The 15,639-nt window shown below is 65.5% G+C and carries 13 protein-coding genes; 5 read left to right on the top strand and 8 right to left on the bottom strand.

Features of this window, described 5'->3' with window-relative positions; translation table 11 throughout:
• Positions 1 to 112: 112 nt before the first annotated feature.
• Both ppsR and SZ55_RS03865 read left to right on the top strand, forming a co-directional pair.
• Positions 113 to 931, top strand: a complete 819-nt coding sequence (gene ppsR, locus SZ55_RS03870; RefSeq protein ID WP_044401624.1) for a posphoenolpyruvate synthetase regulatory kinase/phosphorylase PpsR — start codon at positions 113 to 115, stop codon at positions 929 to 931.
• Positions 932 to 948: 17 nt separating this feature from the next.
• On the top strand, positions 949 to 1,578 hold the full coding sequence (locus SZ55_RS03865; protein ID WP_044401621.1) for a LysE family translocator: 630 nt from the start codon (positions 949 to 951) through the stop codon (positions 1,576 to 1,578).
• Positions 1,579 to 1,583: 5 nt separating this feature from the next.
• On the opposite strand, the gene prpF is transcribed toward SZ55_RS03865, so the two are convergent.
• The 5 genes from prpF to SZ55_RS03840 all read right to left on the bottom strand — a co-directional run bounded on the left by prpF (position 1,584) and on the right by SZ55_RS03840 (position 8,393).
• The gene (gene prpF / locus SZ55_RS03860; RefSeq protein WP_044401618.1) at positions 1,584 to 2,771 is read right to left on the bottom strand and encodes a 2-methylaconitate cis-trans isomerase PrpF; all 1,188 of its coding nucleotides are present in this window, start codon (positions 2,769 to 2,771) and stop codon (positions 1,584 to 1,586) included.
• Positions 2,772 to 2,864: 93 nt separating this feature from the next.
• Positions 2,865 to 5,474, bottom strand: a complete 2,610-nt coding sequence (gene acnD, locus SZ55_RS03855; RefSeq protein WP_162484931.1) for a Fe/S-dependent 2-methylisocitrate dehydratase AcnD — start codon at positions 5,472 to 5,474, stop codon at positions 2,865 to 2,867.
• Positions 5,475 to 5,488: 14 nt separating this feature from the next.
• Positions 5,489 to 6,649, bottom strand: coding sequence for a bifunctional 2-methylcitrate synthase/citrate synthase (gene prpC, locus SZ55_RS03850; RefSeq protein ID WP_044401612.1), 1,161 nt, complete (start codon positions 6,647 to 6,649; stop codon positions 5,489 to 5,491).
• 122 nt (positions 6,650 to 6,771) lie between these two features.
• Entirely contained in the window at positions 6,772 to 7,659 is an 888-nt protein-coding gene (gene prpB / locus SZ55_RS03845) for a methylisocitrate lyase (RefSeq protein WP_044401609.1), read from the bottom strand.
• The gene (locus tag SZ55_RS03840) at positions 7,656 to 8,393 is read right to left on the bottom strand and encodes a GntR family transcriptional regulator (RefSeq protein ID WP_044401606.1); all 738 of its coding nucleotides are present in this window, start codon (positions 8,391 to 8,393) and stop codon (positions 7,656 to 7,658) included. Before SZ55_RS03840 ends, prpB begins: the two co-directional genes overlap by 4 nt.
• Positions 8,394 to 8,690: 297 nt before the next feature.
• Here SZ55_RS03840 and rloA point away from each other — a divergent pair, with 297 nt between their 5' ends.
• From rloA to SZ55_RS03825, 3 genes are read left to right on the top strand one after another with little or no spacing between them, the layout of a single operon-like run.
• A complete protein-coding gene (rloA, locus tag SZ55_RS03835; RefSeq protein ID WP_044401603.1) occupies positions 8,691 to 9,230 on the top strand; it encodes a retropepsin-like aspartic peptidase RloA in 540 nt (179 codons plus the stop codon).
• Between the two features lie 5 nt (positions 9,231 to 9,235).
• Positions 9,236 to 10,762, top strand: coding sequence for an osmotic stress tolerance membrane protein RloB (gene rloB / locus SZ55_RS03830; protein ID WP_044401600.1), 1,527 nt, complete (start codon positions 9,236 to 9,238; stop codon positions 10,760 to 10,762).
• Positions 10,763 to 10,766: 4 nt separating this feature from the next.
• Positions 10,767 to 11,753 (top strand): alpha-L-glutamate ligase-like protein, encoded by a 987-nt coding sequence (locus SZ55_RS03825; protein WP_044401597.1) that lies wholly within the window; start codon positions 10,767 to 10,769, stop codon positions 11,751 to 11,753.
• Positions 11,754 to 11,836: 83 nt separating this feature from the next.
• On the opposite strand, the gene SZ55_RS03820 is transcribed toward SZ55_RS03825, so the two are convergent.
• From SZ55_RS03820 to SZ55_RS03810, 3 genes are read right to left on the bottom strand one after another with little or no spacing between them, the layout of a single operon-like run.
• Positions 11,837 to 12,988, bottom strand: coding sequence for a MalM family protein (locus SZ55_RS03820; RefSeq protein WP_044401594.1), 1,152 nt, complete (start codon positions 12,986 to 12,988; stop codon positions 11,837 to 11,839).
• Positions 12,988 to 14,577, bottom strand: coding sequence for an outer membrane protein transport protein (locus SZ55_RS03815; RefSeq protein WP_177329722.1), 1,590 nt, complete (start codon positions 14,575 to 14,577; stop codon positions 12,988 to 12,990). Before SZ55_RS03815 ends, SZ55_RS03820 begins: the two co-directional genes overlap by 1 nt.
• A gap of 16 nt (positions 14,578 to 14,593) precedes the next feature.
• Positions 14,594 to 15,601 (bottom strand): flagellar protein FilC, encoded by a 1,008-nt coding sequence (locus SZ55_RS03810; RefSeq protein WP_044401589.1) that lies wholly within the window; start codon positions 15,599 to 15,601, stop codon positions 14,594 to 14,596.
• Positions 15,602 to 15,639: the final 38 nt, after the last annotated feature.

The raw sequence follows: 15,639 nt of genomic DNA, 5'->3' as shown, positions 1-15,639 counted from the left end.
GCCGCGTTCTGGCATGGTGCCGGAAAAATGAGTCACAATGCAGGCCGGCTTCAGGCCAGCAAAACGGACCTATGATAGCCAAGAATCGTTCCCGACTTAAGGCCTTTGGCGCATGAAACGAACCGCTTTTTTCATCTCCGACGGTACCGGCATTACCGCTGAAACCCTCGGACAGAGCCTGCTGGCGCAGTTCGAAACCATCACGTTCGCAAAGCTCACGCGGCCCTACATCGACAGCGTGGAAAAAGCGCGCGCCATGGTACAGCAAATCAACAAGGCTGCCGAGGCAGACGGGGCGCGACCGATTATCTTCGACACCATTGTGAACAAGGAGATCCGGGAAATTCTCGCGACCTCCAACGGCTTCATGATCGACATCTTCTCGACCTTCCTCGCGCCGCTGGAACAGGAGCTCACCTCCCATTCCTCGTACTCCGTGGGCAAGTCCCACTCCATCGCCCACAACTCCAACTACATGGAGCGCATCGAGGCGGTGAACTTCGCGCTGGACAACGACGACGGTGCCCGCACCCACTACTACGACAAGGCGGACCTGATCCTGGTCGGCGTGTCGCGCTGCGGCAAAACGCCCACCTGCCTGTACATGGCGATGCAGTACGGCATCCGCGCGGCCAACTACCCGCTGACCGAAGAGGACATGGAGCGCCTGCAGCTGCCCAATGCCCTGCGCCCCTATAAGCACAAGCTGTTCGGCCTGACCATCGACCCCGACCGCCTCACCGCCATCCGCAACGAGCGCAAGCCCAACAGCCGCTACGCAAGCTTCGCCCAGTGCGAGTTCGAGGTGCGCGAGGTGGAAAACCTGTTCCGCCGGGAAAACATCGCCTACATCAACTCCACCCATTTCTCGGTGGAAGAGATTTCCGCCAAGATCCTGGTGGAAAAAGGCGTTGAGCGCCGTCTCAAATAATCTGTCACGAGCCCGTCATGACCCTCAACGATGCCCTGCTGTTCGCCCCGATCGCGCTGCTGATCGCGATCACGCCGGGCCCCAACAACTTCTGCGCGATGAACAACGGCATCCGCCACGGCATGGCGACCGCCGTACTGGCCACCACCGGGCGAGTGATTGCGTTCGCCTTCTTCCTGCTCATTTCGGCGGTCGGCCTCGGCGCCATGCTGATGGCCTCCGAACAGCTGTTCAGCGCGGTCAAGTGGGTCGGCGCTGCCTACCTGCTCTACCTGGGCGTCAGCGCCTGGCGTAGCCGCGCCTTCGCCCTGGACGAACAGCAAAGCCCGACGCAATCAAGACGCACCTTGTGGCTGGCGATGCGCCAGGAGTTTCTCATCGGCATCAGCAACCCCAAGGCCATCCTGCTGTTCGCAGCGATCTTCCCGCAATTCATCCGCCCCGATCAGCCGGCCGCCGAACAGTTTCTCTACCTGGGCACGACCTATCTGCTGGCCGAATATGCGGCTTCGCTGCTCTATGCACTGTTCGGCCTGCAGATTCGCCGCCTGATTCGTAGCGCCCGCGGCGTGCGCAACCTCAACCGCACCACCGGCGCCTTCTTTGTCGGCGCCGGCGGCCTGTTGCTGGGTACCAGCCAGCACTGAGCGACTCAGAAACTGTCGCCCGGCACCCGTACCCAGCCTTCCATCAATATCCGCGCGCTGCGGCTCATGATCGCCTTGGTCACCTGCCACTGGCCGTCCACCTGCCGGGCTTCGGCGCCCACGCGCAGGGTGCCCGAAGGGTGTCCGAAACGCACCGCCGTGCGCTCGCCACCACCGGCCGCCAGGTTCACCAGGGTGCCGGGGATGGCCGCCGCAGTGCCGATGGCGACCGCCGCCGTGCCCATCATCGCGTGATGCAACTTGCCCATAGACAGCGCCCGCACCAGCAGGTCGATCTCGTCGGCCTTCACCGTCTTGCCGCTGGAGGCCTGGTAGTCCCTGGGCGGGGCAACGAACGCCACCTTCGGCGTGTGCTGGCGGGTCAGCGCCTCTTCGGGGGACTTGATCAGCCCCATGCGCAGTGCGCCGGCGACGCGGATCTTCTCGAAGCGCACCAGCGCCTCGGGGTCGCCGTTGATGGCCTCGCGCAGCTCGGTGCCGGTGTAGCCGATGTCCTCGGCGTTGACGAACACCGTGGGAATGCCGGCGGTGATCAGGGTCGCCTTGAAGGTGCCGACGTCCGGCACGTCCAGCTCATCCACCAGGTTGCCGGTGGGGAACATGGAACCGCCCTCCTCCCCGTCATCCGACGGATCGAGGAATTCCAGCACGATCTCCGCCGCCGGGAAGGTCACCCCGTCCAGCTCGAAATCGCCGGTTTCCTGCACCTGGCCATCGGTGACCGGCACGTGGGCGATGATGGTTTTCTGGATGTTGGCCTGCCAGATGCGCACCACGCAGGTGCCGTTGGCCGGAATGCGTGACGGGTCCACCAGCCCGGCATGAATGGCGAAGGCGCCCGCCGCGGTGGACAAATTGCCGCAGTTGCCGCTCCAGTCGACGAAGGCCTTGTCGATGGAGACCTGCCCGTAGAGGTAGTCGACATCGTGCCCAGGCTGGCTGCTCTTCGACAGGATCACGCACTTGCTGGTGCTGGAGGTCGCCCCACCCATGCCGTCGATGTGCGCGGCGTAGGGATCGGGGCTGCCGATCACCCGCATGAACAGCCGGTCACGGGCCTCGCCCGGCACCTGGCAGGCCTCGGGCAGGTCCTGCAGGCGGAAGAACACACCCTTGCTGGTGCCGCCACGGATGTAGGTGGCGGGGATTTTCACTTGCGGCAGATGAGCCATGAGTGCAGTCCTGAAAATGGCCCGGATGTCATCCGGGCTAAGCCTTCAATGAGCCGTAGGGTGGAGGGAAAAAGCGCCCTCCACCCTGCGCAGTCAGGCGACCTCGCCCTTGAGGAAGTCCTTGGCGAAGCGCTGCAGCACGCCACCGGCCTTGTACACGCTGACGTCGGCAGCGGTGTCCAGGCGGCAGGTCACCGGCACCCGCACCACCTCGCCGTTACGGCGATTGACCACCAGGGTCAGGTCGCAGCGCGGCGAAATGTCGCCTTCGACGTCGTAGGTCTCGGTGCCGTCCAGGCCCAGGGTCAGGCGCGTGGTGCCCGGCTTGAACTCCACCGGCAGCACGCCCATGCCCACCAGATTGGTGCGGTGGATGCGCTCGAAGCCCTCGGCCACGATCACTTCCACACCCGCCAGGCGCACGCCCTTGGCCGCCCAGTCGCGGGACGAGCCCTGCCCGTAGTCGGCACCGGCGACGATGATCAGGTTCTGCTTGCGGTTCATGTAGGTCTCGATGGCTTCCCACATGCGCATCACCTGGCCCTCCGGCTCCACGCGGGCCAGCGAGCCCTTCTTCACCTGCCCGTCGACCACGGCCATCTCGTTGACCAACTGCGGGTTGGCGAAGGTGGCGCGCTGGGCCGTCAGGTGGTCGCCACGGTGGGTGGCGTAGGAGTTGAAGTCCTCCTCCGGCAGGCCCATTTTCGCCAGGTACTCGCCGGCGGCCGAGTCCGCCAGGATGGCGTTGGACGGCGACAGGTGGTCGGTGGTGATGTTGTCCGGCAGGATCGCCAGCGGCCGCATGCCCTTGAGCGTGCGCTCGCCGGCCAGCGCGCCTTCCCAGTACGGGGGACGGCGGATGTAGGTGGACATCGGGCGCCAGTCGTACAGCGGGCTTTCCGCCTCCTGCACGCTGCCCAGGTCGAACATCGGGATGTAGATCTGCTTGAACTGCTCGGGCTTCACCGAGGCGGCGACGATGGCGTCGATCTCCTCATCGCTCGGCCACAGGTCCTTCAGCGTGACGGGGTTGCCCTGGGCATCGGTGCCCAGCGGGTCCTGCTCGATGTCGAAGCGCACGGTGCCGGCGATGGCATAGGCCACCACCAGCGGCGGCGAGGCGAGGAAGGCCTGCTTGGCGTAGGGGTGGATGCGCCCGTCGAAGTTGCGGTTGCCCGAGAGCACGGCGGTGGCGTACAGGTCGCGGTCGATGATCTCCTTCTGGATCACCGGGTCCAGCGCGCCGGACATGCCGTTACAGGTGGTGCAGGCGTAGGCGACGATGCCGAAGCCGAGCTTCTCCAGCTCCGGCAGCAGCCCGGCTTCCTCCAGGTACAGCCTGGCGACCTTGGAGCCCGGCGCGAAGGAGGTCTTCACCCAGGGCTTGCGCACCAGGCCAAGGGCATTGGCCTTCTTCGCCACCAGGCCGGCAGCGATCACGTTGCGCGGGTTGGAGGTGTTGGTGCAACTGGTGATGGCGGCGATGATCACCGCGCCATCGGGCATCAGGCCCTTCGCCTCTTCGTCACGACCGGCCTGCAGCTTGGCCTCGTCGGCGATGCCGCGCTCGGCCAGCGCCGAGGTGGGCAGGCGACGGTGCGGGTTGGACGGGCCGGCCATGTTGCGCACCACGCTGCCCAGGTCGAAGCTCAGCACGCGCTCGTACTCGGCGGTCTTCAGTGCACTGCCCCACAGCCCCAGGGTCTTGGCGTAGTTTTCCACCAGCGCCACCTGCTCGGGCTCGCGCCCGGTGAGCTTGAGGTAGTCGATGGTCTGCTCGTCGATGTAGAACATCGCGGCGGTGGCGCCGTATTCCGGGCACATGTTGGAGATGGTCGCGCGGTCGCCGATGGACAGGCTGTCCGCCCCCTCGCCGAAGAACTCGACGTAGGCCCCCACCACACGCTCCTTGCGCAGGAACTCGGTCAAGGCCAGGACGATGTCGGTGGCGGTGATGCCGGGCTGACGCTTGCCGGTCAGCTCGACACCGACGATGTCGGGCAGGCGCATCATCGACGGGTGGCCGAGCATCACGGTCTCGGCTTCCAGGCCGCCGACACCGATGGCGATCACGCCCAGGGCATCCACGTGCGGCGTATGCGAGTCGGTGCCGACGCAGGTGTCGGGGAAGGCGATGCCGCCGCGCGCCTGGATCACCGGGCTCATCTTCTCCAGGTTGATCTGGTGCATGATCCCGTTCCCGGCAGGGATCACGTCGACGTTCTTGAACGCGGTCTTGGTCCACTCGATGAAGTGGAAGCGGTCCTCGTTGCGACGGTCCTCGATGGCGCGGTTCTTCTCGAAGGCGTCCGGGTCGAAGCCCGGGGCCTCGACGGCCAGGGAGTGGTCGACGATCAACTGGGTCGGCACCACCGGGTTGACCTTGGACGGGTCCCCGCCCTGCTCGGCGATGGCATCACGCAGGCCGGCCAGGTCCACCAGCGCGGTCTGCCCGAGGATGTCGTGGCAGACCACCCGCGCCGGGTACCAGGGGAAATCCAGGTCGCGCTTGCGGTAGACCAGCTGCTCCAGCGATGCGGTCAGGTCGGCGGGCTCGCAGCGTCGCACCAGCTGCTCGGCCAGCACGCGGGAGGTGTAGGGGAGCTTGTCCCAGGCGCCGGCCTGGATCGCCTCGACCGCCTCGCAGGCATCGAAGTAATCCAGCGCGGTGCCGGGCAAGCGCTTGCGGTATTGGCTGTTCACGGTCGTGGTCATTGTTATTTACGGTCCTTGAGCGGCACGAACTTCAAGTCTTCGGGGCCTGTGTAGTTGGCGCTCGGGCGGATGATCTTGCCGTCGATGCGCTGTTCGATGACGTGGCTAGACCAACCCGAGGTGCGGGCGATCACGAACAGCGGGGTGAACATGGCGGTGGGCACGCCCATCATGTGGTAGCTGACGGCGCTGAACCAATCGAGGTTGGGGAACATCTTCTTGATTTCCCACATGGTGCTTTCCAGGCGCTCGGCGATGTCGAACATCTTGGTGTTGCCCTGCTCCACGGAGAGCTCGCGGGCCACTTCCTTGATCACCTTGTTGCGCGGGTCGGAGACGGTGTAGACCGGGTGGCCGAAGCCGATGATCACTTCCTTCTTCTCGACACGGGCGCGGATGTCGGCCTCGGCCTCATCCGGGCTGTCGTAGCGCTTCTGCACTTCGAAGGCCACCTCGTTGGCGCCGCCATGCTTGGGCCCGCGCAGGGCGCCGATGGCGCCGGCGATGCAGGAGTACATGTCCGAGCCGGTGCCGGCGATCACCCGCGAGGTGAAGGTGGAGGCGTTGAACTCGTGCTCGGCGTACAGGTTCAGCGAGGTGTGCATGGCGCGCACCCAGGATTCGCGGGGCTTCTCGCCATGCAGCAGGTGCAGGAAGTGGCCGCCGATGGAGTCGTCGTCGGTCTCCACCTCGATGCGCTTGCCGTTGTGGCTGTAGTGGTACCAGTACAGCAGCGCGGAACCCAGGGAGGCCATCAGCTTGTCGGCGATGTCGCGGGCGCCGGGGTGGTTGTGGTCGTCCTTCTCCGGCGACAGGCAGCCCAGCACGGAGACGGCGGTGCGCATCACGTCCATCGGGTGGGCGGAAGGCGGCAGCTGCTCCAGCGCGACCTTGACGCCAGCGGGCAGGCCACGCAGGGCCTTCAGCTTGGCCTTGTAGCCGGCCAGTTCGGCGACGTTGGGCAGCTTGCCGTGGACCAGCAGGTGGGCGATCTCTTCGAATTCGCAGCGGTTGGCGAAATCCAGCACGTCGTAGCCCCGGTAGTGCAGGTCGTTGCCGGTACGGCCAACGGTGCACAGGGCGGTGTTGCCGGCGGCGGTGCCGGAAAGGGCCACGGATTTCTTCGGCTTGAAGCCCGGAGTGGTGGTTTCGGTGGTGCTCATCGGTATCTCCTCGAGTCTTTTTGTTCTGTTGCGCGCTGAGCAGGGTGGGCCGGGCGGCGATCGGTTTCAGCCCACCAACAGCGCTGACACGGTGGGCTGAAGCCCACCCTACCTTGCTGGCTCTACTTCTTGCCGGCGGCGAACAGCGCGTCGAGCTTCTGCTCGAAGGCGTGGTAGCCGATGCGGTCGTAGAGCTCCGCACGGGTCTGCATCAGCTCGATCACATCCTTCTGATGGCCGCTCTGGCGAATGGCGGTGTACACGGTTTCCGCCGCCTTGTTCGCCGCGCGGAAGGCCGACAGCGGGTAGAGCTGGATGGCCACGCCAACCGAGGCCAGCTCGTCACGGGTGAACAGCGGGGTGGCGCCGAACTCGGTGATGTTGGCCAGCACCGGCACGTTCAGTTCCTTGACGAAACGTGCGTAGGTGGGCAGGTCGTAGGCGGCCTCGGCGAAGATGCCGTCGGCGCCGGCCTCCACATAGCGCTTGCAGCGCTCGATGGCGGCGTCCACGCCCTCGGCCTGGATGGCATCGGTGCGGGCGATGAGGAAGAAGTCCGGATCAGTCCGGGCGTCAGCGGCGGCGCGCACGCGGTCGACCATCTCCTCGCAGGAGACGATTTCCTTGCCCGGGCGGTGGCCGCAGCGCTTGGCGCCCACCTGGTCCTCGATGTGCGCCGCGGCAGCGCCGGCCTTGATCAGGCTCTTCACCGTGCGCTCGATGTTGAAGGCGCTCGGGCCGAAGCCGGTGTCGATGTCCACCAGCAGCGGCAGGTCGCAGACATCGGTGATGCGGCGCACGTCGGTGAGCACGTCGTCCAGGGTGTTGATGCCCAGGTCAGGCAGGCCCAGGGAGCCGGCCGCCACGCCACCGCCGGAGAGGTAGATGGCACGGAAACCGGCGCGCTTGGCCAGCAGCGCATGGTTGGCGTTGATCGCACCGATCACCTGCAGCGGGCTTTCTTCGGCAAGGGCCTGGCGGAAACGCTGGCCGGCGGAGAGCTGGGTCATGAATCACCTCGGGTGTGGGAGGGGTTGGCGAGCGCGTCCTGCCCATTCTGGGAGCCATAGTGGCGCTCGATGTTTCGCTTGGAGGCGCCGATGTGACGGCGCATCAGCAGCTCGGCCAGCTCGCCGTCTCGGTCGGCGATGGCGTCGAGAATGCGGTGGTGTTCGGCAAATGCCTGGCGCGGGCGGTTCGGCGTGGCGGAGAACTGGATGCGGTACATGCGCACCAGTTGGTACAGCTCGCCGCAGAGCATGCGGGTCAGGGTCTGGTTGCCGCTGCCCTGGATGATCCGGTAGTGGAAGTCGAAGTCGCCTTCCTGCTGGTAGTAGCCACGCCCGGCCTGGAAGGCCTCGTCGCGCTCATGGGTATCCAGCACCCGGCGCAGCTCGTCGATCTCCGCCTGGGTCATGCGCTCGGCTGCCAGGCGGCAGGCCATGCCTTCGAGGGACTCGCGGATCTCGTACAGTTCGATCAGCTCGGTGGGGCTCAGCGACACCACCCGCGCGCCGACATGGGGCACGCGCACCAGCAGCTTCTGCCCTTCCAGACGATGGATGGCCTCGCGCAGCGGGCCGCGGCTGATGCCGTAGGTACGCGCCAGCTCCGGCTCGGAGATCTTGCTGCCCGGCGCAATCTCGCCCCGGATGATGGCGGCCTGGATACGACGGAAGACGTGCTCGGAGAGGGTTTCCGAGTCTTCGGTCACAGCCAGGGGAGTTTCCAGGGTGGCAGCCATGATTGTCGACACATTCAATTTCAGATGGGCCGAAAAGTACGCCCAAGGCCATTTACTGTCAAACCAAAGACCCACATTGTCGACAATGGTCGAGTGTCGCGAAAAATTCATATAAAGGCGCCACCGCCTTCACAAAGCGCGTGGGCCGTCTGTCGCCGCAGAAAACCCACATGCTAGAATGCGCGCCTCATGCGCCTGGCGAGGCGCCACCGTTTTGCTTGCTAGACTCTTTCGCCAGACGCCGGGGCCATGGTCCTTGCGCCGGGCATCAGGATCCCGAACCGCATCCAAGGACCCATGACTTACAAGCCACTAGCCCTGCTCCTGTGCCTGGCGAGCCTGCCGGGCCTCAGCCTCGCCAACGGCAAGACCGTCTACGGTCTGAACGAATACGCCCGCCTTTCCGACCTTGACCTGGTGATCGCCGCCAAGCTGGACACCGGAGCCAAGACCGCCTCCCTCAGCGCCCGCGACATCAAGCGTTTCAAGAAGAACGGAGAGTCGTGGGTACGCTTCTACCTGGCCATCGACGACGCCCACGCCCACCCGATCGAGCGCCCCCTGGCGCGCATCAGCAAGATCAAGCGGCGTGCCGGCGACTACGACCCCGAGGAAGACGACAACCGTTACACCGCACGCCCGGTCATCGAGCTGGACGTGTGCATGGGCGGCGCCCTGCGGCGGATCGAAGTGAACCTCACCGACCGAAGCGCTTTCCAATACCCGCTCCTGATCGGTTCCGAGGCACTCAAGCGCTTCGATGCACTGGTCGACCCGAGCCTTAAATACGCTGCCGGCCAACCCGGCTGTGCCACTGACGCAAACGCTGCCGAGTAACTCACATGCGCTCTCTTACCCTGCATCTGAAAGTCCTCATCACCCTGCTGGTGACCTTGGGCGTTCTGATAACGGCCTACCAGATCTTCATTCAGGGCATCCCGATCACCGAGGATGAGACCGACGACCTCTGGAACATCGACGCCAAGGTCGAATTCCAGGCCAGCCCGCGCGACCCGATCAAGGTGCAGATGTTCGTGCCGCCGCTGAACCGGGACTACGTCAGCCTCAACGAGAGCTTCATCTCCAACAACTACGGCGTGAGCATCAACCGCGTGGACGGCAACCGCAAGGTGACCTGGTCCGCCCGCCGTGCCAGTGGCAACCAGACCCTCTACTACCGCCTGGTGCTGACCAAGCGCTACAGCGGAGAGAAGCCCAAGGACAAGGGGCCGATCTTCCGCGACAGCATCCCGGTGGAAGGCGCCGAGAAGATCGCCGCCGAAGCCCTGCTGGCGCCCATCCGCCAGCACTCGGCGGACGTCGAGACCTTCATCAGCGAGACCATCAAGCGCGTCAACAACGTCAACGATGACAACGTCAAGCTGCTGCTCGGCGGCGACGCCGGCACGCCGAACAAGGCCAAGGTCATCGAACTGCTGCTGTCCATCGCCCACGTCCCGATGGAGCGCGTGCACACCATCCGCCTGGCCGCCGACCAGCCGCAGAGCCCCGAGCTCTGGCTGCGCAGCTTCAACGGCGAGAGCTGGCTCTACTTCAACCCCGAGACCGGCCAGCAGGGCCTGCCGGGTGACCGTCTGGTGTGGTGGACCGGCGACGAGCCGCTGATCACCGTCGACGGCGGCAAGAAGGCCCAGGTGACCTTCAGCCTGAACAACAGCGAGATGAACGCCATCCGCCTGGCCAAGCTGACTGACGAGAACACCGACGCCGACTTCCTCGAATACTCCCTGTACGGCCTGCCGCTGCAGACCCAGCAGACCTACCAGATCATGATCATGATCCCGATCGGCGTGCTGGTGATCCTCATCCTGCGCAACCTAGGTGGCCTGCAGACCCTCGGCACCTTCACCCCGGTGCTGATCGCCCTGGCCTTCCGCGAGACCCAGTTGGGCTTCGGCATCGCCCTGTTCACCATCATCACGGCGCTGGGCCTGTCGCTGCGCTCCTACCTGGAGCACCTCAAGCTGCAGATGCTGCCGCGCCTGTCGGTGGTGCTGACGTTCGTGGTGATCCTCATCGCGGTGATCAGCCTGCTCAGCCACAAGCTCGGCCTGGAGCGCGGCCTGTCCGTCGCCCTGTTCCCGATGGTGATCCTGACCATGACCATCGAGCGCCTGTCCATCACCTGGGAAGAGCGCGGCGGCGGCCATGCCTTCAAGGTCGCCATCGGTACGCTGTTCGCCGCCACCCTGGCGCACCTGCTGATGACCGTGCCGGAGCTGACCTACTTCATCTTCACCTTCCCGGCGGTGCTGCTGATCCTGGTGGGCTTCATGCTGGCGATGGGTCGCTACCGCGGCTACCGCCTGACCGAACTGTTCCGCTTCAAAGCCTTCGTGAAGGACTGAGCCCATGTTCGGCCTGATCAAGACGTGGAAAGCCCTTGAAGCCAAAGGGATCATGGGCATCAACCGACGCAACGCGGACTACGTGCTGAAGTACAACAAACGGCACCTGTACCCGATCGTCGACGACAAGATCATCACCAAGCAGCGCGCCATCGAGGCGGGGATCCACGTACCCGAGATGTACGGGATCATTTCCACCGAGAAGGAGATCGACAAGCTCGACGAGATCATCGGCGAGCGCAACGACTTCGTGATCAAGCCGGCGCAGGGCGCCGGCGGCGACGGCATCCTGGTGATCGCCGACCGCTTCGAAGGCCGCTACAAGACCGTCTCCGGCAAGATCATCAGCCACGAGGAGATCGAGCATCAGATCTCCTCGATCCTCACCGGCCTCTACTCCCTCGGCGGGCACCGCGACCGCGCGCTGATCGAGTACCGCGTGACCCCGGACCCGATCTTCAAGAGCATCAGCTACGAAGGCGTGCCGGACATCCGCATCATCGTGCTGATGGGCTACCCGGTGATGGCCATGCTGCGCCTGCCCACCCGCCAGTCCAGCGGCAAGGCCAACCTGCACCAGGGCGCCATCGGCGTGGGCGTCGACCTCGCCACCGGCATCACCCTGCGCGGCACCTGGCTGAACAACAAGATCGCCAAGCACCCGGACACCACCAACGCGGTGGACGGCGTGCAGCTGCCCAACTGGGACGGCTTCATGAAGCTGGCGGCCGGTTGCTACGAGCTGTGCGGCCTGGGGTACATCGGCGTGGACATGGTGCTGGACGTGGACAAGGGCCCGCTGATCCTGGAACTGAACGCCCGCCCGGGCCTGAACATCCAGATCGCCAACGACTGCGGCCTGACCCACCGCGCCCACGCCGTCGAGGCCCGCCTCGAAGAGCTGAAGGCCAAGGGCATCCAGGAGTCCCCGGAAGAGCGTGTGCGCTTTTCCCAGGCGCTGTTCGGCAACGTACGGCCGACGGAAGTCTGACCCGCCCCGCCCCCATGAAAAAGCCCGGCTCGATGCCGGGCTTTTTCATGGGCGGCCGCGACTCGGCCACCGAGCGGCAAGCACTACCGCACGATGGCCAGCTCGAACGCCCCCTCATCCGAGTGCTCATGCACCTGCATGCCGGTCTCGTTCAGGGAGAGGTCCTGCAGCGGGCGCTTGTAGGGCTTGTTGTCCAGGGTCTTCACCGCGCGGTCTTCGTCGGTGGTGAGCAACAGCGCATAGCGCTCGCCCTGGTTGGCGCGGACCTGCACGGTGCCTTCGATGTAGGCGTAGCGGTACCAGGTCTCGCCGTGGAGCTGGTACACCGCGTCGCTCACCAGTCGGGTCGGCCGCTTGGCCTCGTCGAGGAAGAGGATCGACGGGTAGACCACCTGGCGATTGGCGAAGCTGCGGATGCGCAAGCCGTACTCCCGCCCCGAGCGCGGCAGGCGCACGGCGGCGTAGTAGCTGCGCCCCATGGGGAAGGTGAAGCTCGGCGAGAAGCGGTTCAGCTCCTCGTAGCGCGGTTCCTCGGTGGACAGCTCGGTGAAGGCCGAATCGGACAACTGGCCGCAGCACTGGTCCACCAGCTCCTGGTAGAGCACGCGGCTGCGCTCCTCGCTGCCTTCCAGCAGGGCCTTCATGGCTTCGTTGGGTTGCCCGTCCAGGGCGGGGAGGATCGGCGCCTTGCGCTCGAACATCACCTCACGGCTTTCGGTGTAGGCCACTGGCTGGCCGACGCTGGCCACCGCCCTGGTGCCATCCTTCGGCGGCACCGGCGAGTTGTGGGTGCGTCCCTGGTCGTCCACCCAGGTGTAGTAACCGGTGCCGTTCTCCGGGCGGGAGTAGCCGCGCCCTTCCAGCACGTCGGCATCGATGTACTCGCCTGCGCGGTGCCCGCTGGGCAGCAGGTAGTCACGCTGGCCCGCCGGCACCTGGCCGGCGGCGTAGAAGCTGTTCTGCAGGTTGCCGCTGGCATCCACCCAGGTGAAGTAGCGACGCTTCTGCTCGCCTCCCGCCGCGCCCCAGCCGGCCGCGCCCTGCTCCTTCAGCCGCTCCAGGTCGCTGCGGCTGACGCGCCGGGCTGCCTCCTGCTGCTGCTGGCTGTAGCGGTCGTCGACGAAGCTGTTGTGCACGCGGCCGCTGTCGTCGATCCAGGTCAGGTAGCGCCCGCCGCTGGCCTGGGCCGTCGGCAGGATGGAGAAGGCGAGCAGGACGGGGATGAGCGTCTTCATCAGAAGGTCGTCGTGTAGGTGAATGCCATGATCAGCGCCTTGACCGAAGTCTCCACGTTCATCCCGGCGTAGGGGTTGTAGACCATCTTGTCCAGGCCGTCGCAGTTCATGTTGCAGCTCTCCCCGGCCATGGTCTTCTGCGAAGTGACGAAGTAATTCACGCCCAGATCGATGCTGGTGTCCTTGTCCCAGCGGTAGCCCAGGCCGAGCCCGTAGAGGTGGGCATCGCCGATGGGGGCCAGCACGTCGGCCTTGTCGTCCGGAATGGCCGAGGGGCGGAACTCGTAGCCGGCGCGCAGGGCCAGGCGGTCGGTCACGTCGTACTGCGCCCCCACCGCCCAGCTCCAGGTGTCGCGGTAGCCGCGGTCCAGGGTGATGCTGGTGGCGGTGGCCTTGCCGCCCCCGAAGGTCTTGGCGATGCGCAGCATGTCCAGTTCGCGGTCGAACTCGATCTCGAACTCGTTCCAGTCGCTGTAGCCGGACCACTTCAGGTCGAAGTTGAACTGCCAGCGCTCGAACGGCTTGATCTTGATCCCGGTGGAGAAATTGTCCGGGTAGGTCATGGTCAGCGTGGCGTTGCCGCTCTCCTCGTCGGTACGCCCATACGGGAACAGCGGGCTGAGGATCTGGCCGAACACCGCCGACTGGAAGCCGCTCCAGAACCCTTGCCACTCCCTGGAGTAGTCCACCCGGTACTTGCCCTGCAGGTGCATGCGGGCCTCGCTCTGGTAGGTGGCGCCCCAGGCGAACCAGTCGGTGGGCTCCCAGAGCACGCCGATGTTCCAGGTGGGCGACAGCGACTCCTGCATGTCCAGGTCCAGGTTGGCGAGCGAGTCGAAGGGGCCGATGCGTCCGCCGCAGACGTTCAGGATCGGACCGATGATCGTGCCCATCCCTGGGCAGATGGTGTCGTGAGCCAGGGCAGCCAAGCCGGTGAGCATCCCCGGTGCGCGGAAGTCCTCGTTGAGCGCCATGGCCTGGTGGGAGAACCCCACCGACAGCCCCAGGGCCAGCTCGTCGTTCACCTGGTAGCCCACCGATGGCGAGAAGTAGGTAATGCGCTGGATCGCCACCTGGCGCCCCTGGAAGCGCGCCGGGTCGCTGTCCGAGTCCCGTGAGTAGCCCAGCGCCATGGGCGCGTAGACGTTGGTGGCGAAGGTGAACTTGGAGCCCGGCGGGTTGATCGACAGCCCCGCCAGCGGGGCTGCCAGCAGCGGCATGTCGGTCATGCCGCCCATGCCGGGCAGGTACATGGCCGGTGTGAGGGTGCGGCTGCTGGCGCCGGCCACGCTGTCGTTCTTGTAGCCGAAGAAGCCGTAGTCGGCGGGCGCATCGAACTTGGCGCGGATATCCATCACCCCGGCGATCACCTTCACCGTGGTCTGCCGGCCCTTGAGCTTGACCAGGGCCGCCGGGTTGTAGTGCACCGCATCGATCCCGGTGGAGTCGGCCGTCACGGCATTGGCCATGGCCATGGCCTTGGGGTTGCCGATGGTCAGGTCGTTGGCCAACTGCGCCTGTACGCCACTCGCCCAACCGAGCCCTACCCCCGCCAGCGCCAAGGCCAGCGGCGAAATACGCATCGTCATGTCGTCGCCTCGCCGGTTACTGGGCCTTCAGGCCTTTGATGTCCAGGGGAACGGAGAACCCGAGCATCACGTCCGGGGAGTCCTCGGTCATGCCGAAGCCGGCGTTGATGTTGACGATGTAGTCCGGCGAGGTCCGCAGGCCGAGCGAGAAGTTCATGACCGCGCTGGTCTGCTCGCTGCCTTCGGCCTTGTTGCCGTCGGAGAAGGTGTAGGTAGGGCTCGTGTTGTAGGCCATCTGGTAGGAGGTGGCCAGGGAGACGTCATAGGACAGCGCGTAGGCGAACCCCATGCTCATGGACAGGGTGCCGCCCGGATCCACGTCCACCAGTTCTCGTCCGCCGACGTTCTGGTGGATGTTGTGCACCGGCATGTTGTAGGTGTAGCCGACCGAGCCGAACAGCACGACCGGGTCGATCACATAGGAGGTGTTGGCCCCCACGCCCAGGCTGTAGTAGCCGTTGCCGGTGGAGAGGTCCGACTCGCGGTTGATGTCGTAGGGGCTCTCGCCGGTGGGCAGGCCGAGGGTGGCGAACAGCGTGGTGACCGGCTTGCCACGGGTGGCCGACCAGGGCTGCCAGCGCAGGCTGGCGGACACATCGCCCAGGCTGTAGACGTTCACGTCACGCTCGGTGTCGTACTTGGCGATGAAAGGCAACCGCACGCTGAAGGTGAGGTTGTCCCAGACGCCGTAGTCGAAGGTGAAGGAGTTGGTGAAGGTGTGCTGGGCCTCGCTGCGCGGGATCACGCTGTACACGTTGTTCCCGGTGCGCACCTGCTCGATCTGCACATCCCGGGTCAGCGAGTAGTCGAAGCCGTAGGTGAGCGTGCGCTCGCCCTTCTTCAGCAGCGTGTAGCTCTTCTCCGATGCCTGGAACACCTGCTCCAGCGCCTTGGCGCTGTCGGCGTCACCGTCCTTCTTGCTCAGCGCCTCACGCGCATCGTCCACCGAGCTCTCCTCGGCCCACAGCGGCCCGCAGGCGCCCAGCGCCAGCATGGCCAGCCATGCATAACCCCTCACTCCCATGGCACGGTCCCCTGGTTATTTTTCTAACTTATGCGGGT

The sequence above is a fragment of the Pseudomonas sp. FeS53a genome, from assembly GCF_000931385.1.
GTDB classification, from domain to species: domain Bacteria; phylum Pseudomonadota; class Gammaproteobacteria; order Pseudomonadales; family Pseudomonadaceae; genus Metapseudomonas; species Metapseudomonas otitidis.
This window is presented reverse-complemented; position numbering and strand designations above follow the sequence as displayed.